Raw genomic sequence first — 18,601 nt, 5'->3', positions numbered from 1 at the left:
GGTAAAAGTTAAGTACTATAAGTTTACCTTTTACTTTGAAAAGAATAAGACCAAATATTTCCTGTGGTCTTATTCTTTTTTTTTACTAAATAAGATAAATATGCGTTTTGAAGTTATACTATAGCTCGTACCGCGTTCTTTAAGTGCAAGTGAATCATAAAGCACACTTGAATTTTTTGTAGCCATGAAGTGATATCCTGCTAAATCCTTAATCTTAACTTCACTTATTTCAAATTCACGCCTCACACTTGTTGCAAGTCCATATGCTTTGAGTATCCTACACGGGTCTAATATATAGCAATTACTTCTAATAAGCTCCATGCATACAAATTTGCCATAGTTTATATTAATATCACTAACAGTAAACTCAATTCCTTTAAACACGCTTATAAAGTAGTGAAGACACAAAAAATAACACCCCCACTTTCCTATACAAGATATTAACTGCCTGTTATCCTGTCTTATTGACTCTATTATCATTTTTTAAACCTCTTTTTTTAAATAACTTATATAAAATTTATAGCAAATTAATTGTGTTTCAGCTCTTTAAGAATTAAGTCAATCTCTACTTACTCATCTCCTTTATATAAAGCGAAGAGTAAATGCAATTCAACTAAAACCAACATACTGCTTATAAAAGTATCTATACTAAATTCTTCCTTTACAACAAAAATATAATCATTCATACTCATAATCTTTTCACCTTTAATGTCTAGTTTGCCTGTAAAGAAATGATTTATATACCCATTAAGGTAAAAGTGTGCATCAAAATCACTGTCTTTAGGATAAAAGCGAGCTAATGCTTTTCTAAACTCAAAACAACCCACTCTTTTTTTACCTTTAACAAATAAAGACTTACTAAAATCATCCCGTCGCTGTTCCATTCTGGCTATAATCTCTGCTCTAGTTACTATCCTTAAGTCCACAAAAAGCACCCCACTCTAAATTATTTATCTATTTCTTAGCTTACTTTTAGTTATATTTCTTGACCGCAATTGTTTGCTACGGGCTAGTTCAGCTTGCCTTAGCTCATTAGCCTGCTTTAAAGTCTCTTTTTGCTGTTTCTCTCGACCCTTCTCTGTTTCTACTCTTAGAGCGTAAGCAGATGCTACATCTTCTATCTCCCCTGAACTCTTGTCTACTTCTTTACGCGTCCTCTTAACCCTATACAATACTTTACTAGTACTCCCAAAAAGTATCCTATATATTTTGATTAATATAAATCCTGATAATACAATAAAGAATGTAACTACAGCTGAACAAACAATCAATAAAAATATGATATACATATACTCCTCTCCTTAAACATTTAGTTAATTTGTCACATATACTCAAAAATTTGAATAAGGGGGGTACTCTAAAGAGTCTTTGATAAAGATTATGCTTACCTAAAATACCTGATATTTGTTCTATTAAATAATAGTAGCACTAATTCCTTTAATAACCGCCCCTAACTTTTACTACTAAATAGACTCTAAATTAAGAAATAAAAGGGCAAAATGCCCTCCTATTTCTTAATAAGTTACTTAATTTGCAAAAGCTAAATTTGATACATCAGTAATTATGGGACTATAGTCAAGATTAAGCCACCTTGATATGCCACTAACATCCTCTGTAGGTGCAGTAGTATCTAATATCTTAGGTTTACTATATAAAGTAAGCTTATCTGCAATAGCACGCTTGCTCATATTTAAACTAAATATCTTATCACCAAACCTATAAGCAACAGACTCACTCTCAATTAATGGATTTTGGGTATTAACAACTTCTAATAGCCTCTTTATATCATCTTTAATGGGTTTAGTTACTCTTGTATGTTCACGTTCATATTCCTTAAGGCAAGCTTTAAACTCTCTTATCTTTTCTATATTTGTCTCTAAACAAATAGCACTAGACTCTTCTAACTCTAACTTAACACACTCAACAAACTCAACAAATTCACTAACATAATCAAAATCTGCTAGTTTGCTATAAAAATTGCTACCTGTAACTAACTTCTCTATATAGCAAGCCAACTCCTCCTCATCTAGGCCATAAACATTAACTTCTCTATCATGCTCCATAAATTGTCTTAAAGAGATAATCTCATTTTCTAGTAGTAAAACATATTCAAGTATTTTTGCGACAAAAGCATTATTCCTATTAATAAGACAATTTATGGGAGTATCTCCTACTAAAAAGAACAAATTTGCCTTATTAAGTCCCGTACATGCTAACTGCTAAATGATTTTTATCGCTGCATTTAATCTCTAAAAGTTCTGCCTCCTCACAATTATTAATAAACCATCCATCAATGGTTGCCCCAACTAAATTATCTGCTCCATCTATTTTTTTAAAATAATTATACTTATCAATTCCATTTGAATATTTATTCTTATATAAAGCCTGTACCGCGTCACCATGTAGTCTTGTAAGCTCTTCAAAGCCTAAATTCTCTAACAACTTGCCTTTTTTCATACCAAGTGTCTCTTCCCTATCTTGTTGCTGCTTGCCAAATGCCTTATAGAGTATAGTTATCATAACTTGCGCTAAATCACGCTCTCCTGTAAAGATATTAGCTACTTCACTAGCGCCAATTCTCTTTAAATTGTCCCTCTGTAAATTAAACTCAATTGATTTAGTAAACCTAAAGCACTGCTATGCACCAACATAAGGAATTCGCTTCCCTACACTCTTAATCTTTGCTATTGTATTACTCATTTAGTTACTCCTATTTATGTTTTTATAAAATAAATAATATATCAAAAACTATACTTTGTAATTATTTTTGTTAAAAATTTAGCTAAAAACAATTTTTATTTCTAAAAAGCTTACTTTTATTAAAGAATTGCTGTAATATAAATATTAATAATAAAAGACAATTAAGGAGGTGTTCAAATGAACACTAATACAACTAACAAACCTCGAAGGCACAAAAATAAGCATCAACACAAATTAATAGTACTAATATCAACACTTAGCTTTATGAACAAACGATACAAAAAATACAATCAAGGCAATATTTTGTATTATTACAACAACAATTTAAAAAAAAATGGACAGCGTCTTGTTAAGATTAAAACTCTACAAAGCTACCTATACAAACTAGAAAAAGTTTTAAAAGTAACCATTAATTACTATAAACATTTGGGGAAAAATTTTGGTACTGAGATTTACTATACACTTAAATACTCTAAAGAGGAGTGTCACTATGAAATTAATAAACACTTTAAGGCAAAAAGAGAAGACAAGTTTCAAATACGCGTTAAACAACACAATAAAAAGACTTTAAGTAAAAATAGTAGTGTAGAAAAATGGGAGTGTTTTAATAATATAAGTAATGATAAAAAGAAGAAGATAAAAAAGAACAGAGTAGAGAAGTACATAGAAAAGTGTAATTTTAAGACAAACTTAGCCTCTTTAATTCTAGACTTAAAAATATCAGATGAACTCAAAATCAATCATTTAAGGAACTTAAAACATATAGAAAATGCTCTTGTGTTTATACCTACTAGCATCATAGAGAATAAATTAGCTAGTATAATAACTAACAATGCCAACAGGCCTGCATATTTATGCAAACTACTTAAGAATAGTGGGTATAGTAGGATAATAAGAGATATCAGCAAAGGAGATAATTATTTTAAGACAAAACAAGATAAGCTTAAAGCAATACTTAAGGAAGTAGAGACTAATTTAGAAAACATTGGATATCAAAGGGACTTTGTAACAAAAGAGATACAAAAGGTGTATGAGATATATAAAAGCAAACCACACTTTATAATAGAGAATAAAAAATATAAAGATTTAGACAAAATAGTAGATAGAATTAAAAGGATAGTAAAGCAAGTCAAGATAGAGAATAAAGAAGAAGTTAGAAACAACATATTTAGCATATTACTAGAACAATTAAGGCACAAGACAGCCATAAACGAATTAGTGCCAATAATAAAACAATATTTAAATAACAAGACAAATTTAAGCTATAAATACATAATAGACAACACATACTATTATGAATTACTAGACATAATAGAAAATAAGGACATAATAAGGAGAAAAGAATTTGCTTAAATAGCAAAATAAACTTAAAATAGAGACGAGGTAGGTAGGAAATGCAGTGTACGCTTCCACTAGAACGATTAAGAGAAAAAATAAAAGAAATACAACCTTTAAAAGAAAAAAAGAAAGGTATTTTCATTAAAAAGGAATTTGAAAATAATAGAACAATATATCATACAAAAATTATGCATGATTTTCATGCATTTGGGATTGATAAGAGAAAGCATGATAAATTTTTTATCTCATTAAGAGGATTATTTAACCAAAAAAAGACAGAGGCATTTAACTTATTTTCTATAAAAGAAGAAGACAAATTTTTAGGCATTTATTATGGTTATAGAAAACCTATAACAAATATTGTAGTTCAATATGAGGAGAATGGAATAGCTAAATCATACAATTTTTCAAAGATTTACTATATAGAATTCAGGTTTAAAAAGGGGAGTGTTTTTTGTTTTATAAGAAGTCTTTTCTATTTAGATAAAAAGGAAAAAATAGGGAAAAAATATTGTCAGTCTTTATTAGAAAGATTATTAGGTTTAGAACGACAAATTTATAGTTTTTATAATAAAAAATTACCAGAGGGGGGTATCATAACTAAATGGATAAACAAAAACCTAAAGTAATTACTATTGCAAGTATCAAGGGTGGGGTTGGTAAAAGTATGATAGCTATTGTACTGAGCTATATCCTAAAGGATATTAACAAAAAAATACTATTAGTTGATTTAGACCCACAAAATAGCCTAACAAGTTATTTTATAAAATATGTAAAGGAAATCAATGAAAATAACATTTATTATCTTTTAAAGAGAGAACAAGAGATTATTTTTGATAAATTTATAAATAAAATAAACGATAATATGTATATAATTCCATCTCATCCTATTTTGTGCAAATTTGAAATGGAAGATATTCTTTATAAAGAGCTTTTATTAGAATATTTCTTTGATATAAATTTGCTTAATTATAATTTTGATTATGTAATAATAGACACGCCACCCAGCCTAGGCTCTTTGATATATAATGCTTTAAATATTACTAATAAGGTAATAGTTCCTATTCAGACTGAGAGGTGGGCAGTTGAATCTTTTCCTATCTTGATGGATGAAATAAGAAAAGTTGAAAGGATAAGAAAAAAAAATATTGAAGTTTCAATTATAGAAAATCAGTTTATTAAAAATAGGAATACTTTTAAAGATATTGAAGAGATTTTGCATATAGAATATAAAAAATTTATTAAAGGAAGGGTTCATTTTTCTAATAGTATTAAAGTTTTCATTAACGAGTTAAAAGAACCCAATAGAGAAGAAGTGTATTATAGAGAGCTAAAGAGCGCAGTAGAGCAAATAATCTAAAAGTCCGCCGGCGGACTTTTAGATTAAGGTAAAAATAATAAATAAAAATTAGGAGTTATGAATGGCAAAGACAAAAAAAAAGATTGCTTTAAACGATAGAAAAAACGACATTCAAATTTTTGATGATGATAAGCTTGAATATCAAAGTTATAAAGACACACTACGTAAAATTGTGATAAATGATATTGAAAATAAAATCAAAACAATGCAAATCCTTTATCAAATAAGAGAAAAGAAGCTTTATCTTATTGATGGATATGAAAAATTTGAAGATTTTTTGGCAGAGTTTGTAATATCCAGAAGTCAAGCATTCCTTTATTTGAAAATTTATAAAAGAGTTTTAGATGGAAGTGTCAATATAGAAGATATTAAACAAAAAGGCTTTAAAAGTGTTTATAGGAGAATGGTCAATTTAGAAATAGAGAGTAAAGAATCAAAACAAAACCCAATAAGACCATTAAGGTTTCAGCTTAAAAGTGAAGACAGTTATAAGTTTTATAAAAACCATGCTAAATTTACAGGATTTGTATTAGATAAACTTTTTTTAAATAAACAAGAGTTACTACAAGAGTTTTTAAATGAATTTGAAAATTTGAAAAGCAGAAAAAGAAAAGAGGAAATAATAGAATAAAAAATTAAAAATAATTATTATAAAGTAATAAATAGTTGATTTTATTTTATATTTGATGTATGCTTTTGGTATTAGTGGTACATTATACAGTCATTGTATATGCGCTTCCTAATTGTCTATTCTATAAGAGGCATTAGGTCTTAGTTAAGTGTTCCGAATAAAGAATGTTTAATTAAGACCTAATATTTTTTGTGCTTACTCCTTAATGCCAAAATTTAACAAAAAGTTTTAACAAAAGCATTGAAAAGTATAGTTTTTGCTATATTATATATTTTATAAAAGACAATTAAGGAGGTGTTAAATGAGTAACACAATAGCAATAAGAGCAGACCAGATGATAGCAAATCAAGAGTATTATAATCAAATCAATTCAGAAGATATATTAGCAGTATGGAATTCATATAAGGCGTTAAATAATTTGGGTAATATGGATTCTGAGACAGAACGCAATATTATAACCCTGCTTAAGGTAAATAGCCTAAATCCATTTAAGCGTGAAGCATATATTATTCCCTTTGGTGCGGCTATACAGTGGTAGTGGCATATCAAACCTTATTAAAGAGAGTATATGAGAGTGGCTATAATATTGATAGTCTTTATTTTAAAGAGACAAGGGTAAAGTCTTTTAGTTTAAATGAGCAGGGCAAGCCTGTAGAGATAGATGATATTGAGTATACGGCTTATATTAAGACTGTTGAGGTGAAGACTTATAGCTTTTCTATTATGCTTAGTGAGTATATAGGGACATTTTATAATAGGAAACGAGGAGTTATAGAAGTAAGTAAAATGTGCCGCAAGTTGTCTTTGTAGAATACTTCCTAATAGTGGTTTGGGTAGCCTGCCTTATATTAAAGAAGAGTTAGAGGGTGGTGGTAGTTATAGTAGTAGAGTAGCTGTAAAGCCTTATTTAACTTCACAATAAGGGCACTAAACCATTTAATAGTAGACTAAAAAGAGAACAAGAAAGGCACAATAAAACAACAAACAACTTCTTATAAATTACAAAAAAAACAACAAAAACTAATAATACTAAATCAAATACAAAAAAATTGAAAACTGAAGGGTATTATAAGGAACGGTTAAAAATAGAAATAGAAGATATAGAGGAATATCAGATGCAGACAAGAAAATAAGGAACATAAGAAAAAAAACAGGAAAATCAAACCAAAACTCAATAAAGCCATTAAGGGGTTAATTAAAAAGTGAAGACAGTTATAAGTTTTATAAGAAAAATGCTAAATTTACAGGATTTATTTTGGATCAACTTTTTTTAAATAAACAAGAGTTGCTACAAAAGTTTGTAAATGAATTTGAAAATTTAAAAAGTAGAAAAACAAAAGAATAGATAATAGAATAAAAAGTTAAAAATAATTGTTATGAAGTAAGAAATAGTACCTTCCATTTTAAATTAGATGTATGCTTTTGTTATAATAGTATTTTTTTATCATATTGTATGTATTTATATGTATAATTGTAAAATCTTAATTATTTATTCTAGTGAAGATGTTAGTTCTTGGTTTAGTATCCCGACTAAAATATTCTTGATTAAGAGCTAATATTTTTTGTGTTTAATTATTTAATAGTGATAATCCTGCATTTAATTATTTGATCATAAATTTTTAGCAAATTTATTAACAAGATTATTAAAAAAAGTTAGTTTGTGATGGCTCTCTTATAAAAGACTTTGAGGTGTAAGGATTTTAAAAAAGACCTTACATAATTTATATTTAACAAAAAAGTATAAATGTCAATTTTTAATTTCCGTTAATATTTGATATTACTTATTATTTTGTTTACTTGAATTTTAAGATTAATATTTAGTTAATTTTTATTCACTATAATAGGTTTTTAATTTATTATCATCTTCTATATTTTGACTTTCAAATTTTCTTTTATTTATTACAATTGCCATTTAAGCCTACTTATTCTATTTTATGCATATTTTAATAAAGAATAGCACTGTGTTTATTTTTGTTAAATTTAAGTTTTAATTGGCCTAAATTATATGAATGAATGAAATTAATTAGTGTTTTTTCTGTTGAGTAGAGAAATTTATCAGAGAATTTACTTATAGGTGGTTTTTTAGGGAAGTATATTGATACGATTTGTCTTTTTAGTTTAGGTTTTTATATGTTTTATTTAATTTTTTAAAATTAAAGTTGTTAATTATTGTGATGTGTTTATTTTATGTAAATAGCTAAAAAAAAGAGCTACAAATCCGCCTAAGATAGTAAGCCAAATTGTAAATGTTAATCCAAATATCCATTTATTGTTTTTTTCTAAACTATCTATCTTAACACTATCTATCTTATGATTTAAATCTTCTTTAACATTCTTAATATCATCCTTAAGTTCATTTTTAACATTGTCTATCTTAGTATCAAGGCTCTTAATATCATCTTTAAGTTCACTTATCCTATTTTCAACGCCCATAATTCTATCTTCTATTGCTTTTAATCTAACATTGAAGTTTTTTTCTAAGTTTTCAAGGTCTCGCTGAGTAAGCTCATTATAAAAATACTTATTTGCAAATTGTATAGCTATTGGTTTGTCCATACCCAATTCTTATAAGCTCTTCATATACTTGCTGTTCTGTTATGTGATATCTTGTGTTGCTTGCATTTGACTCTACCTCTTAAAGATTTAAGTATATTATACATCATTTATCTTCTTATTAATAGAGAAGATAGAGAGTATCACCCTCTATCTTTATTGTTTTAGTGGTTACTTTTTTTGGAAGCTATTTATTCCGTCCAAATGACTTTCCTTATTACCAAGTGTATCTTTAAGTTCATCTAAAGCCTTTTCATTAGTTTTATCTCCATTAAGAGCATTGTATGCAACTTGAAAAACCCGATTTACTCTGACCTGTAAAGTATCATGGTCATTGTCACCTTGTACATTTTGCAAATTATCTAATGTGCCATTTCCTTTCTCTTTAATAAGCTCTTGTAAAGCTTGACCAACTTTAGCAAGTTCTCTTCCCTTATCTGGATTCTCATTTAGCCACTTAATAAATTCATTAAGTCTATTTGTGTATTTAGGTCTATCGGCTTGAATAGGAACACCCTCATCACTATCAATTGATGCTAACAATTGCTTCTCTAAGTATTCTAATATACTAATATCCTCTTGTGAAAATGGCTTTATGGTATCTTGTTGTGCTACTTCTGAAGAAGATTTATTATCTTGTGTCTTCTCTTTAGTATCTTCTTTGCTATCTTCTGTATTAGAATCAAGAGGAACACAACCAATAAAAAGTAAACAAATAAATAAATTAATAAAAAATTTCATATGTAACCCTTCCTTAAAAGTAAGGATATATCATTAATCGTAGAAATGTTTTATCTGGTAATCTTTTTTAGTTCTAAGACGCCTTTTCCTTGTCTCTTGACTTGTGTTGTGTTCACTACTACTTAGAAGGGAAGGTTGTACTTCGCTTTTCTTGTCTTGTGTGTCTTGATTTAAAATATTATTAAATTTATCTGTTTGTTCTTTATTGGTGTGCATATTAATATTCTCCTTTTTATGTTAATTGTACAATTTTTGTGTTTAAAATTAATTATTTAGCAAAAGAAGGTTTCTCATTAATCATAAATTCGTAATCCTTTTTCTTATCAATTAATGGCTTACCGTATCTATCAACCATACTAATATTGGAAAAATGAAACTCTTCCTTAATGTCGTATGAAGGGACATTACTATTTTTCATTAAAAAAATACGATAATGCCTAAATATATGAGAACACTTACCAATATGTTTTTTTCTAGTAACCTTTTGTATGATTTGTCTTAAGAAAAAACTCATATTATTTGTTGATAAGCTTTTATATTTAGTTTTTTGGAAAAGATATGTTCGCTTTAAGTAATTATAATTATGAAGAGAGATTCTGTTCTTAATATTAGCTTGTGCATATTCCCTATGAGCGTCTTGTATCTTATCGAAATCTAGTAGCGATACAAGCACAGGTCTTATTTCAGTTTCACCCCGTTTCTTAGCTACATGAATATTAATTCGATACATATATTCACCATCTACTGCAACTTTTCTAATATCCTGCATCTTAATATTGGCAATCTCACTACACCTTGACCCTGTCATATATTGCAAGTAGTAAAACATACCCATTATCTTGTCCTGCTCATAAGAGAGCTCTAGTATCTTTAAGATTTGTTCTTTAGTAATACTCATATAAAAATTAAAAAGAGATAAGTAATACATTGTGATATATATTACTTAGAGTAGAGGGAAGACAATGAAGATAATGAATAAAGCGTTGATGATAATTAGTTTAATGAGTAGTGTTATGTCGTGTAAGCTATATGAAAAGTTACTAGATGTAACGGAAGAGTCTTTAGATAAAAAAGAAGTAAGTATGGAATCTCATGGTAAGCCAGAGGCTGATGTTATAACTGATATAGAAGATAGAGATAGGAGTGGGCGTAAATCTAGAAGTTTAAATGATGATAATGCAAATGAGGCTAGAGAGAGTAGAGCCGTTGTGAGTCCTTCGGATGATGACCTATTGAATAGAGATCAAAATGCTATGCGTAAGCAATTTGATAAGTACTACAAGGAGGCCGAAGATATTAACATAAGAGCTAAGGGTCAATTGATCGAGGTTGATAGAATAGAAAAAGAGTTGAAAGAAGTCAATACGAAGCTTGATGAAATGAGTTCTGTTATTATTGAAGCTAACTTTGCTCTTCAAAAAGCAAGAAGTTCTGAAAATAATCAGTACAAGAAACAATCACTAAAACATCTACACAATGCAATTGAGAAAGTTAAAAATAGTACAAGAGTAGTAAAAATAATGAATTATGATGAGGCAAGTGACGCATTAAAAAGTGCTAAGAGTGGCTTTAGCTTAGCTAAGATAGAGTCTGATAAATTTCTAGAAGCAATAAGAAGTGATAGTCCAAACTTATGGTATCATTTTTTAAATGAAGCAAAAGCATCATTAATAAGAGCAGAAAATATGCTTGAAGTTGTTAAAAATTGTCAAACATACCTTAAGTCTGAAATGAGTCAAGTAGAGAAAGATTTTTCTGAATTAATGCAGGTTTATAAAGTAAAAGCAATTGAAGAAAAATAAGTAAGACTGAATAAGTAGTGATATAGATTATTAAGTGGAGTTTTCTTATAGAGACTTCACTTAACCTAATTATAATTATAAAATTCCGATTTTGAAATTGAATCATAATAGAGCTCTTGTGTGTTTGATATTGTAAATATTTTGATCTTATTCTACGGTACAAAACAATTTTTTACCATTAAATTTAGGGAATAGGAATAGGTAATGTATTATTTTAGTATGTAAACTATCAATAAGAATAAAGGTTGGTGCAAGTAAAACAATAAAAGAAACTTAAAATATAGCTAAGTGGAGGTTAATTAAGTTATAAAAGCATATGTATATTCAGTAGTATTTAAATAATAAGTAATATAAATTCATATTTGTCAATATATATAATAAAAGGGATAGTTAGTAAAGTATGAGATACATCTAGAATAGAGGAGAGGTAATGAAGTTAATGATTAAAGCGTAATGATAATTAGTTTATTTAGTAGTATTATGTCGTGTAAGCTATATGAAAGGTTGCTAGATATAACAGAAGAATCTTTAGGCTATCAAGAAGTCAGTCATCATGGAATCTCCTGATAAATCAGATACTGATATTGTAACTAGCGTGCAGGATAGTATAGAAGAGGGTGTAGGGCTAGAAGTATAAGTAATGATAGTGAAATTGAGTAAGAAGAAAGATCTGATGATAAAGATATTAATAGTTGTACTCAATCAAAACAGAATTTATCTGATGGTGAGAGTAGCGTAGATATGAAGTTTTTGATCAGCTAACTAGCGATCAATAGGCTAGACCAAGAACTTAGGAATGTTAAGAAGACTAGAGAGAATAGAGTATGAGGATGCAGAGCGTGCTTTAGGAGATGCAAGAAATGGGGGTTGAAGTAGTAGAGAGAGCTTTTGAAACTGCTTTATAAGAAATTAGCAGAGATTTCATGAGTGAAAGTTCAAGAATAGGATTTTATTATTCAACTCATGCAAAAAACTCTAACTAAAACAAAAAGTATGTTTGAATATGCTAAAAAGCATCGAGTAACTCTTAAGTCTAAGATGGATAAGTAAGGATAGATTTTTCTGCATTAAATCAGGCTTATAAATTATTTAAAGGAAAATAAAATAATGATAAGTATTTGGTATAGATGAGAAAATGAAGTTTTCCACTATAGGAGGCTTCATTTGAGTTAAGTAATGTTCTGATTTTAAGAAAATATTATTAGGAATATATACTTAATGCAAAGAGAAAAGAGATATAATGTGAGATATATTATTAAAGGAGAGAGGTATAGAAATGAAGAGAATGAATAAAGCGTTAATAATAATTAGTTTAGTTAGTGGTATTGTGTCGTGTAGGGTATATGACAAATTGCTATATGTAGCGGAAGAGTCTTTAGACAAAGAGGAAGTAAGTATTAAGTTTTCTGCTAAGCCAGAGACTGATATTGTAAAGAGCGTACAGGACAGTGGTAGAAGTGGGCGTAGGGCTAGAAGTTTAGCTGATGATAGAGGAAGTGAGCAAGAAGAAAGGGTTAAGAGTGAAGATAGTACTAGAGATAGAAAAGAATCAAAACAGGCTGTTAGTGGTCCTAAGAGAGAACTTGAAAGGGAAGCTAATGAAATTAATAGTGCAGCTGAGAAACAGTTGTTAGAAGTTAAGGATATGTTTACTGTGTTAAATCAAACAAAGACAAGACTTGATGAAATTAAAACTGAAATTGATAAAGCTAACTCTGATCTTCAAGAGGCAAGAGAAACTCCTAATAAGAGTCATGATCAGTTGTTATTGTTACCTAAGTTAGACCAGGCAATTAATAAGGTTAGGATTAGTAGACATGTTGCAGTATCACGACATTATACTGATATAAAAGGTGCATTACGGTTAGCAGAGAGTAGTTTTAAGAATGCTAAGAGTCAGGCTGAACTTATTTTGGGACCTCTTTATTCAAGTGTAGCATATGCTTATCGGTATCAAGCGATACAAACAATGAGTAGCGCAGAAAGACTACTTAAGGCTGCTCAAAAATATCAAGTAGGCCTTGAAGCTAAGATGAAGCAAGTAGAAAAAGATTTTGATGAATTAAAGCAGGCATATGAAGATTGGAAAAGAAAAAAGACCTTATAAAAGTAGGTAGATATATTTAAAAATGAAGTCCTTCAGAGTAAGAAGGCTTCATTTTTAGGATAATTAACATTTATTTCTTTTATTGTTTGAATAATATCTTGACTAATATAATTATCAGAGTAACTAGGTATTGGTTTTAATATTTTATAATAATGATTTTGCATGCCCATTAAGTCTAAGCTTATAAGTTTTCTCATCAATGATATCGTCATGGAAGTATGTATCAAGAGGTTTAATCTCGTGAATAAATTTATTAGTGAAGTTATTAGTGATTGTATTTTGATCTCGAGTGTCTTTCTTAACCAAAATAAGATCCTTATAAAAGTAATATGAATATAAGTTATAATCTAGCTTATTAAAAACAACTTTAAACCATTAAATGAGGAATAGAGTTAATATAATTATATCATTTTAGAAGAACTGCAAATAAAGACAAAGGTTATAAGGGATTATTAAATATGTTTATTAAACCCTTTAACCTTTATAGCTGATATTGAAGGGAAGTAAATAGAAATAAACTCATTAGGACTATATATTTAGTAAAAAGAGATAATCAATACATAATGAGATATAGTTATTATATAGAAGAGGTGAGAAATGAAATTAATGATAAAAGCGTTAATAATAATTAGTTTAGTTAGTAGTGTTATGTCGTGTAAGCTATATGAAAAGTTGCTAGATAAAGTGGAAGATTCTTTAGAGAAGGAAGTAAGTATTAAGTCTCCTGATAAGCCAGATACTGATGCTGTAACAGATATGCAAGATACTAGTGAACAGAATAGTGGTAGAAGTGGTCGTAGGGTTAGAAGTGTAGCTGATGCGAGTCAAAGTGGACAAGAAGAAGCGGCTGTTGGTGGGGATGTTAATGGTAGTAGAGAAGACCCAGGACAAATTGTAGTTGATCAGTATAGTGTAGTTGCTGAGAACTCGGTTAGTGATAAAGATGTATTGACTAATGCTCAAAAAGATGTCCTTAAACAATTTGATAAGGAATATAGGGAAGCTAAGGATATAAGTGAAAAAGTTGATTCTTATTTAAAGGTAGTGGGAGGAATATCTGAGGATTTGGAAGAAATAAAGTATAAGCTTGATGAAATGAAAGATGAGATTACTAATGTCGAGGCTGATTTTAAGAAAGCAAGAAATGGGTCTAATAGAGAAGCTAAAAAGATATTGTCTTCCTTACACCAAGCCATTGATAAGGTCAAGGCTAGTAGGAATTATGCAGATTTAACATTTTATACTGATGCAGAAGGTTCATTAGAAGGTTCAAAGAGTAGTTTTAATAATGCCAAGAGTCAGGCTGAAATTGCTTTGAGTGATATTAAAAGTATTGATAGAGCAATGGGAGTGTCTTACAATTTACATAAAGCAAAAGAATCACTAAGTAGGGCAGAGAAACAGCTTGAAGAGGCTAAAGAGAATCAAGAAAAGCTTAAGACTCAGATGATTCAAGTAGATAAAGAGTTTGATGTATTGAAAAGTATATGGGGAAAACTTAAAGAAGTAATGAAGAATTAGTTGAGTAGTTAAAAGGTTATGTATATAACAAAACTAATTAGATTTATATTTTTCTGTAGGTATTATAAACTTAGTATTGAATAAGAAGACAATGCATAATAAACACAAAGGTAGTTAGATAGCCTAATTAATAATAATTATAAAGTGATTAAATTAACAATAAACATATTAATTTAATACAAATTAAAAAGATTTGTTTATAATGATTTGGAATAACTGATTTAAAGATAGCAACAAGTTATTAATAGAGAATAGGCATAGAGTTCTTACTCTCTACCTATTCTTGTTATGAATTTTGATTAATTTTATTTTATACTACTAAGAGTCCCTTTGACTTTCTTGAAAATATCTTCATCAGTGTTATCATCTTTGAACTCTTGAATTAATTCAGAGATCTTCTCAGTTATATCGTGCTTGTCTTCTTTTATTTTAATAGTATTTTGTAAATCCTTACCAACCTCAGCAAGTTCTTTTATTTTGTCTTGGTTTTTACCTAACCATTGAATAAACTTACCTAGCCTTGTTTTTTGTCCATCTGTAATACTGCTCATACTCACTGATGTTAATAATACCAATTTATTTAATGCCTCAGCATCCTCTTTAGAACAAACATTATAGGTTACTAGTTGCATACATATTGATGTAAATTCACCACCTTGTGGGTGTTCTTTGGCTTCAATCAAACTCTTATTAATAACATCAACAGGCAAACAACTAATAAATAATAAACAAATAAATATATTAATTAAAAATTTCATATTTATCTCTCCTTAAAATACAAGGGTATATCACTAATTTAAATTGAAAGTATTTATTACATAATATTTTCATATATTTGTCTTAATAAATTAATTATTTAGCAAGAGAAGGTTTCTCATTAAACATAAACTCGTAATTCTTTTGCTTATCAATTAATGGCTTACCGTATCTATCAACCATGCTAATATTGGAAAAATGAAACTCTTCCTTAATGTCGTATGAGTGAACATTACTATTTTTCATTAAAAAAATACGATAATGCCTAAATATATGAGAACACTTACCAATATGTTTTTTTCTAGTAACCTTTTGTATGATTTGTCTTAAGAAAAAACTCATATTATTTGTTGATAAGCTTTTATATTTAGTTTTTTTAAAAAAATATGTTCTCTTTAAGTAGTTATAATTATGAAGAGAGATTCTGTTCTTAGTATTAGCTTCTTATCAAGATTACAGGATCTTGTAATATAAGTATACCAAAGCCTGATTCTTTTGCTGTTTTCCTACTCCTGATCTTCCTTCTTGACCTGATGGTATTGTTTCTGGTGCTGCAAGTGGAAGTATTATTGGGTATGAATGGTAGCTATATATCACAGATCAATAGGTGTAGTAGTAATATTGAGAAGTTATTAGAATAAGGTAATAAAGAGTGTTATTTGATATAATAGAGATAGGAAATGAAATGAATTTGAAGAGGATATAATAGATCCTTTTTTACTTCTTAATCTAGTTTATAGTGATGATAATGTAAAGGATGAGCTTAAAGGTAGGATAGACACAGTAAAGAGTGAGCTAAGTAGTGAAATAAAAGAAGTAAGGACTGAGCTTAAGAGAGAGCTAAGTAATAAGATAGGGATCAGCGATAAAGCCGCTTTATTGGATTTATGTCAACATTGAAGTAAGTGCAGTAATAGGATTATTTATAAATTATCTTAGTAAATAAAATGAGGTAAATTTAGAGATATACACAAATACTTCTAGTAAAGATAAGGCAAAGGTCTTATCTTTATTTAAAAAGAAAAAAAGCGTAGAGAGATTCTGTAGCATAAATAACGAAGGCAGAGAGCAGAAAAAACATATTATATTAATAACTTCTCTCTACCCTTCCCTGCAAGTTTTTCTATAACTCATTAATAGATTTAGCTAAAACATCTGGGTTATTAAAACCCCTGTAGCAGTGACTCTCATATATACCTCATTTAATCTGTAACTTTAATTTACTCTTTAATAAGAATAGTATTTAGGACTAGAATTTAAATAATTAAATAGAAATAGACTCATTAGGACTATATATTTAGTAGAAAGAGATAAGTAATACTATGTGAGATATACTTATTAAAGAAGAGGTGTAGAAAATGAAGTGAATGATAAAGATGTTAATAATAATTAGTTTAATTAGCAGTATTATATCGTGTGAGCTATATGACAAGTTGCTAGATAAAGTGGAAGAGTCTTTAGATAAGCAGGAAGTAAGTATTAAGTCTCATGATAACTCAGAGACTGATACTATAACAGACATACAAGATAGCAATGGTATAACTAGTGAAGAAAGTGGTAGAAGTAATCGTAGGGCTAGAAGTTTAGCTGATGATAGAGGAAGTGAGCAAGAAGAAGCGGCTGTTGGTGGGGATGTTAATGGTAGTAGAAAAGACCCAGGACAAGTAGTATCTGTTGATGAGAAAAAAGATGTTGTAAATCCCGTTGCTGAGAACTTGGTTAGTGATGAAGTTATATTAACTGATACTCAAAAAGATGTCCTTAAGCAATTTGACAAGCATTCAAAAGAAGCTGAGGATATAAGTGATAAAGTTAATTCTTATTTAGAGGTAGTAGGCGGAACATTTAAGGATTTGTTAAAAACAAAGACAAGCTTGATGCAATGAAAGCTGAGATTGATAAAGCAGATACTGATCTTAGGAGTGCAATAGGGTCTTCTAGTGGCTTGAAAGTAAACTTAGTTAAGTTGTCCCAAGAGCTTAGTAAGATTAAGAATAGTAGAAATAGAATAGAAGCAGTAGAATATGAGGACGCAAAGCGTTCATTAGAATATGCAAAGGATAATTTTGAGGGAGCAACATAGATCGGAGGCAAATTATAGTAGTATATATTACTATAATAATATAAAACAAGCAAAGAGTGCACTAGAGAGTGCAGAAAGAATGCTTAAATCTGCTAAAGAGGATCAAGAAAAGCTTATAACTCAGATGAAACAAGTAGATAAAGAGTTTGCTAAATTAGAGTAGGAGTATGAAAATTTGAAAGGTAAATATATTAATTATAAGAAAAAGACATAAAGCTGTAAAAATGATACTCCAAAACATGGAGGTATCATTTTTATCTGAGAATAAACTTCAATTTTACAATTGAATTAGTATAATAGATTAAAATGAATTGACTTTATAATAAAAACACAAAGTGAGCTAGATATCCTAATAATTAATAACTATAAAAAGAAAATAGTTTAAGTATTTTAAACAAAACTAATTAGATTTATAAGTAGAAAAAGAACAGAGTGAATAATTAATGCGAAATAATGAAATAGGGGAGGTTTTAAAGGTAAGTATGAGAGCCAAGAGAGCGGCAATAAGTAGTAGAAACAGTTTTTGGACTAAGAGAGAACAAACAACTATTAAGTCTAGTATTATATAAGCTATACACAAATATTTCTTGGGAAAGATAAGATATGAATGTGTGTTATGTTTTAAATAAAAGTAAGAGTGAGTAGTTAGGCTTTGTAGTGCATGTATATCCAAATTGTATTGATATTAAATAATAGACTGCCGTCACTTTCAAGTTATTGAATAGATGATTAATAGCAATTACTAAATAATGAGGAGTAATAAAGGCCTGTAGAGATAAAACTCTCATAGAGTCTCTTTATAAGATCTTATCACGAAGACTTGAAGTGTTATAAAAAAGACATATCTTTTTCTGAGAGTCAAGGAGAGACAGAGAGTATAAAGGAACTCTATAGGAGAAGATTTAAAGTGCGTACTTTAAAAGGGATAGAGGACATTAAAAATAGTATAAGTATTATTGATGAATGTTCAATAAAAAGATCAGAACATTATACTAATTAAAACTTAACT

General features: G+C 28.7%; 24 protein-coding genes and 1 pseudogene. 13 read left to right on the top strand and 12 right to left on the bottom strand.

Annotation, left to right across the window (positions count from 1 at the left end; translation table 11 throughout):
* Positions 1-69: 69 nt before the first annotated feature.
* The 5 genes from DB313_RS06080 to DB313_RS06060 form a co-directional block, all read right to left on the bottom strand.
* Positions 70-480 carry a DUF261 family protein gene (locus DB313_RS06080; protein WP_120104990.1) on the bottom strand — a complete coding sequence of 137 codons (411 nt, stop codon included), beginning with the start codon at positions 478-480 and terminating at the stop codon, positions 70-72.
* 89 nt (positions 481-569) lie between these two features.
* Positions 570-926: a hypothetical protein gene (locus DB313_RS06075; protein WP_120104989.1), complete on the bottom strand. Its 357-nt coding sequence runs from the start codon at positions 924-926 to the stop codon at positions 570-572.
* Between the two features lie 24 nt (positions 927-950).
* On the bottom strand, positions 951-1,289 hold the full coding sequence (locus DB313_RS06070; protein ID WP_120104988.1) for a hypothetical protein: 339 nt from the start codon (positions 1,287-1,289) through the stop codon (positions 951-953).
* 237 nt (positions 1,290-1,526) lie between these two features.
* Positions 1,527-2,186 (bottom strand): DUF244 domain-containing protein, encoded by a 660-nt coding sequence (locus DB313_RS06065; RefSeq protein ID WP_120104987.1) that lies wholly within the window; start codon positions 2,184-2,186, stop codon positions 1,527-1,529.
* Positions 2,187-2,196: 10 nt separating this feature from the next.
* Positions 2,197-2,577, bottom strand: coding sequence for a YqaJ viral recombinase family protein (locus DB313_RS06060; RefSeq protein WP_274542547.1), 381 nt, complete (start codon positions 2,575-2,577; stop codon positions 2,197-2,199).
* Between the two features lie 300 nt (positions 2,578-2,877).
* On the opposite strand from DB313_RS06060, the gene DB313_RS06055 reads away from it, so the two are divergent.
* The 7 genes and pseudogenes from DB313_RS06055 to DB313_RS06580 form a co-directional block, all read left to right on the top strand.
* Positions 2,878-4,053 (top strand): plasmid maintenance protein, encoded by a 1,176-nt coding sequence (locus tag DB313_RS06055; protein ID WP_120104985.1) that lies wholly within the window; start codon positions 2,878-2,880, stop codon positions 4,051-4,053.
* 41 nt (positions 4,054-4,094) lie between these two features.
* A complete protein-coding gene (locus DB313_RS06050; protein WP_120104984.1) occupies positions 4,095-4,667 on the top strand; it encodes a DUF226 domain-containing protein in 573 nt (190 codons plus the stop codon).
* Positions 4,643-5,398 carry a ParA family protein gene (locus tag DB313_RS06045; protein ID WP_120104983.1) on the top strand — a complete coding sequence of 252 codons (756 nt, stop codon included), beginning with the start codon at positions 4,643-4,645 and terminating at the stop codon, positions 5,396-5,398. Before DB313_RS06050 ends, DB313_RS06045 begins: the two co-directional genes overlap by 25 nt.
* 61 nt (positions 5,399-5,459) lie before the next feature.
* Positions 5,460-6,029 carry a chromosome replication/partitioning protein gene (locus tag DB313_RS06040; RefSeq protein WP_120104982.1) on the top strand — a complete coding sequence of 190 codons (570 nt, stop codon included), beginning with the start codon at positions 5,460-5,462 and terminating at the stop codon, positions 6,027-6,029.
* A gap of 301 nt (positions 6,030-6,330) precedes the next feature.
* Positions 6,331-6,567, top strand: a complete 237-nt coding sequence (locus DB313_RS06035) for a hypothetical protein (RefSeq protein ID WP_120104981.1) — start codon at positions 6,331-6,333, stop codon at positions 6,565-6,567.
* Positions 6,567-6,839, top strand: coding sequence for a hypothetical protein (locus DB313_RS06030; RefSeq protein WP_120104980.1), 273 nt, complete (start codon positions 6,567-6,569; stop codon positions 6,837-6,839). Before DB313_RS06035 ends, DB313_RS06030 begins: the two co-directional genes overlap by 1 nt.
* A gap of 397 nt (positions 6,840-7,236) precedes the next feature.
* Positions 7,237-7,374: pseudogene (locus DB313_RS06580) on the top strand (hypothetical protein); the annotation flags it as partial.
* 821 nt (positions 7,375-8,195) lie between these two features.
* Here DB313_RS06580 and bdr read toward each other — a convergent pair.
* The 4 genes from bdr to DB313_RS06005 form a co-directional block, all read right to left on the bottom strand.
* On the bottom strand, positions 8,196-8,585 hold the full coding sequence (gene bdr / locus DB313_RS06020; RefSeq protein WP_120104979.1) for a Bdr family repetitive protein: 390 nt from the start codon (positions 8,583-8,585) through the stop codon (positions 8,196-8,198).
* A gap of 168 nt (positions 8,586-8,753) precedes the next feature.
* The gene (locus DB313_RS06015) at positions 8,754-9,323 is read right to left on the bottom strand and encodes a hypothetical protein (RefSeq protein ID WP_120104978.1); all 570 of its coding nucleotides are present in this window, start codon (positions 9,321-9,323) and stop codon (positions 8,754-8,756) included.
* Between the two features lie 33 nt (positions 9,324-9,356).
* Positions 9,357-9,539, bottom strand: coding sequence for a hypothetical protein (locus tag DB313_RS06010; RefSeq protein ID WP_120104977.1), 183 nt, complete (start codon positions 9,537-9,539; stop codon positions 9,357-9,359).
* Between the two features lie 52 nt (positions 9,540-9,591).
* On the bottom strand, positions 9,592-10,221 hold the full coding sequence (locus DB313_RS06005) for a tyrosine-type recombinase/integrase (protein WP_161555045.1): 630 nt from the start codon (positions 10,219-10,221) through the stop codon (positions 9,592-9,594).
* A gap of 64 nt (positions 10,222-10,285) precedes the next feature.
* Between DB313_RS06005 and DB313_RS06000 the strand changes: the two genes are divergently transcribed.
* Positions 10,286-11,125, top strand: a complete 840-nt coding sequence (locus DB313_RS06000) for a hypothetical protein (RefSeq protein WP_120104975.1) — start codon at positions 10,286-10,288, stop codon at positions 11,123-11,125.
* Positions 11,126-12,401: 1,276 nt separating this feature from the next.
* Positions 12,402-13,232, top strand: coding sequence for a hypothetical protein (locus DB313_RS05995; protein WP_120104974.1), 831 nt, complete (start codon positions 12,402-12,404; stop codon positions 13,230-13,232).
* 144 nt (positions 13,233-13,376) lie between these two features.
* Here DB313_RS05995 and DB313_RS06500 read toward each other — a convergent pair whose 3' ends face one another.
* Positions 13,377-13,538: a hypothetical protein gene (locus DB313_RS06500; protein WP_161555044.1), complete on the bottom strand. Its 162-nt coding sequence runs from the start codon at positions 13,536-13,538 to the stop codon at positions 13,377-13,379.
* A 291-nt stretch (positions 13,539-13,829) separates the two neighbouring features.
* Between DB313_RS06500 and DB313_RS05990 the strand changes: the two genes are divergently transcribed.
* Positions 13,830-14,753, top strand: a complete 924-nt coding sequence (locus tag DB313_RS05990) for a hypothetical protein (RefSeq protein WP_120104973.1) — start codon at positions 13,830-13,832, stop codon at positions 14,751-14,753.
* Between the two features lie 305 nt (positions 14,754-15,058).
* Here DB313_RS05990 and DB313_RS05985 read toward each other — a convergent pair whose 3' ends face one another.
* A complete protein-coding gene (locus DB313_RS05985) occupies positions 15,059-15,511 on the bottom strand; it encodes a hypothetical protein (RefSeq protein ID WP_120104972.1) in 453 nt (150 codons plus the stop codon).
* A gap of 94 nt (positions 15,512-15,605) precedes the next feature.
* Positions 15,606-15,851: a hypothetical protein gene (locus tag DB313_RS06400; RefSeq protein ID WP_152031126.1), complete on the bottom strand. Its 246-nt coding sequence runs from the start codon at positions 15,849-15,851 to the stop codon at positions 15,606-15,608.
* Positions 15,852-16,876: 1,025 nt separating this feature from the next.
* Here DB313_RS06400 and DB313_RS05980 point away from each other — a divergent pair.
* The 3 genes from DB313_RS05980 to DB313_RS05970 are packed head-to-tail and all read left to right on the top strand — an operon-like array spanning position 16,877 to position 17,755.
* Entirely contained in the window at positions 16,877-17,395 is a 519-nt protein-coding gene (locus DB313_RS05980; RefSeq protein WP_120104971.1) for a hypothetical protein, read from the top strand.
* Positions 17,392-17,592 carry a hypothetical protein gene (locus tag DB313_RS05975; protein WP_120104970.1) on the top strand — a complete coding sequence of 67 codons (201 nt, stop codon included), beginning with the start codon at positions 17,392-17,394 and terminating at the stop codon, positions 17,590-17,592. Before DB313_RS05980 ends, DB313_RS05975 begins: the two co-directional genes overlap by 4 nt.
* On the top strand, positions 17,576-17,755 hold the full coding sequence (locus DB313_RS05970) for a hypothetical protein (protein ID WP_120104969.1): 180 nt from the start codon (positions 17,576-17,578) through the stop codon (positions 17,753-17,755). Before DB313_RS05975 ends, DB313_RS05970 begins: the two co-directional genes overlap by 17 nt.
* Positions 17,756-18,601 lie beyond the last annotated feature (846 nt).

It is taken from the genome of Borrelia turcica IST7 (genome assembly GCF_003606285.1).
In the GTDB taxonomy this organism is placed as follows: Bacteria; Spirochaetota; Spirochaetia; order Borreliales; family Borreliaceae; genus Borrelia; species Borrelia turcica.
Note: the sequence above shows the minus strand (reverse complement) of the source record. Positions and strands in the feature narration are given on the sequence as shown.

Excerpts from the sequence above, each read along its gene's own strand:
- DB313_RS06080 (WP_120104990.1), bottom strand. The coding sequence starts at position 480 with ATGATAATAGAGTCAATAAGACAGGATAACAGGCAGTTAATATCTTGT.
- DB313_RS06070 (WP_120104988.1), bottom strand. The coding sequence starts at position 1,289 with ATGTATATCATATTTTTATTGATTGTTTGTTCAGCTGTAGTTACATTC.
- DB313_RS06055 (WP_120104985.1), top strand. The coding sequence starts at position 2,878 with ATGAACACTAATACAACTAACAAACCTCGAAGGCACAAAAATAAGCAT.
- DB313_RS06050 (WP_120104984.1), top strand. The coding sequence starts at position 4,095 with ATGCAGTGTACGCTTCCACTAGAACGATTAAGAGAAAAAATAAAAGAA.
- DB313_RS06045 (WP_120104983.1), top strand. The coding sequence starts at position 4,643 with ATGGATAAACAAAAACCTAAAGTAATTACTATTGCAAGTATCAAGGGT.
- DB313_RS06040 (WP_120104982.1), top strand. The coding sequence starts at position 5,460 with ATGGCAAAGACAAAAAAAAAGATTGCTTTAAACGATAGAAAAAACGAC.
- DB313_RS06035 (WP_120104981.1), top strand. The coding sequence starts at position 6,331 with ATGAGTAACACAATAGCAATAAGAGCAGACCAGATGATAGCAAATCAA.
- bdr (WP_120104979.1), bottom strand. The coding sequence starts at position 8,585 with ATGGACAAACCAATAGCTATACAATTTGCAAATAAGTATTTTTATAAT.
- DB313_RS06015 (WP_120104978.1), bottom strand. The coding sequence starts at position 9,323 with ATGAAATTTTTTATTAATTTATTTATTTGTTTACTTTTTATTGGTTGT.
- DB313_RS06010 (WP_120104977.1), bottom strand. The coding sequence starts at position 9,539 with ATGCACACCAATAAAGAACAAACAGATAAATTTAATAATATTTTAAAT.
- DB313_RS06005 (WP_161555045.1), bottom strand. The coding sequence starts at position 10,221 with ATGAGTATTACTAAAGAACAAATCTTAAAGATACTAGAGCTCTCTTAT.
- DB313_RS06000 (WP_120104975.1), top strand. The coding sequence starts at position 10,286 with ATGAAGATAATGAATAAAGCGTTGATGATAATTAGTTTAATGAGTAGT.
- DB313_RS05995 (WP_120104974.1), top strand. The coding sequence starts at position 12,402 with ATGAAGAGAATGAATAAAGCGTTAATAATAATTAGTTTAGTTAGTGGT.
- DB313_RS05990 (WP_120104973.1), top strand. The coding sequence starts at position 13,830 with ATGAAATTAATGATAAAAGCGTTAATAATAATTAGTTTAGTTAGTAGT.
- DB313_RS05985 (WP_120104972.1), bottom strand. The coding sequence starts at position 15,511 with ATGAAATTTTTAATTAATATATTTATTTGTTTATTATTTATTAGTTGT.
- DB313_RS06400 (WP_152031126.1), bottom strand. The coding sequence starts at position 15,851 with ATGAGTTTTTTCTTAAGACAAATCATACAAAAGGTTACTAGAAAAAAA.
- DB313_RS05980 (WP_120104971.1), top strand. The coding sequence starts at position 16,877 with ATGATAAAGATGTTAATAATAATTAGTTTAATTAGCAGTATTATATCG.
- DB313_RS05975 (WP_120104970.1), top strand. The coding sequence starts at position 17,392 with ATGAAAGCTGAGATTGATAAAGCAGATACTGATCTTAGGAGTGCAATA.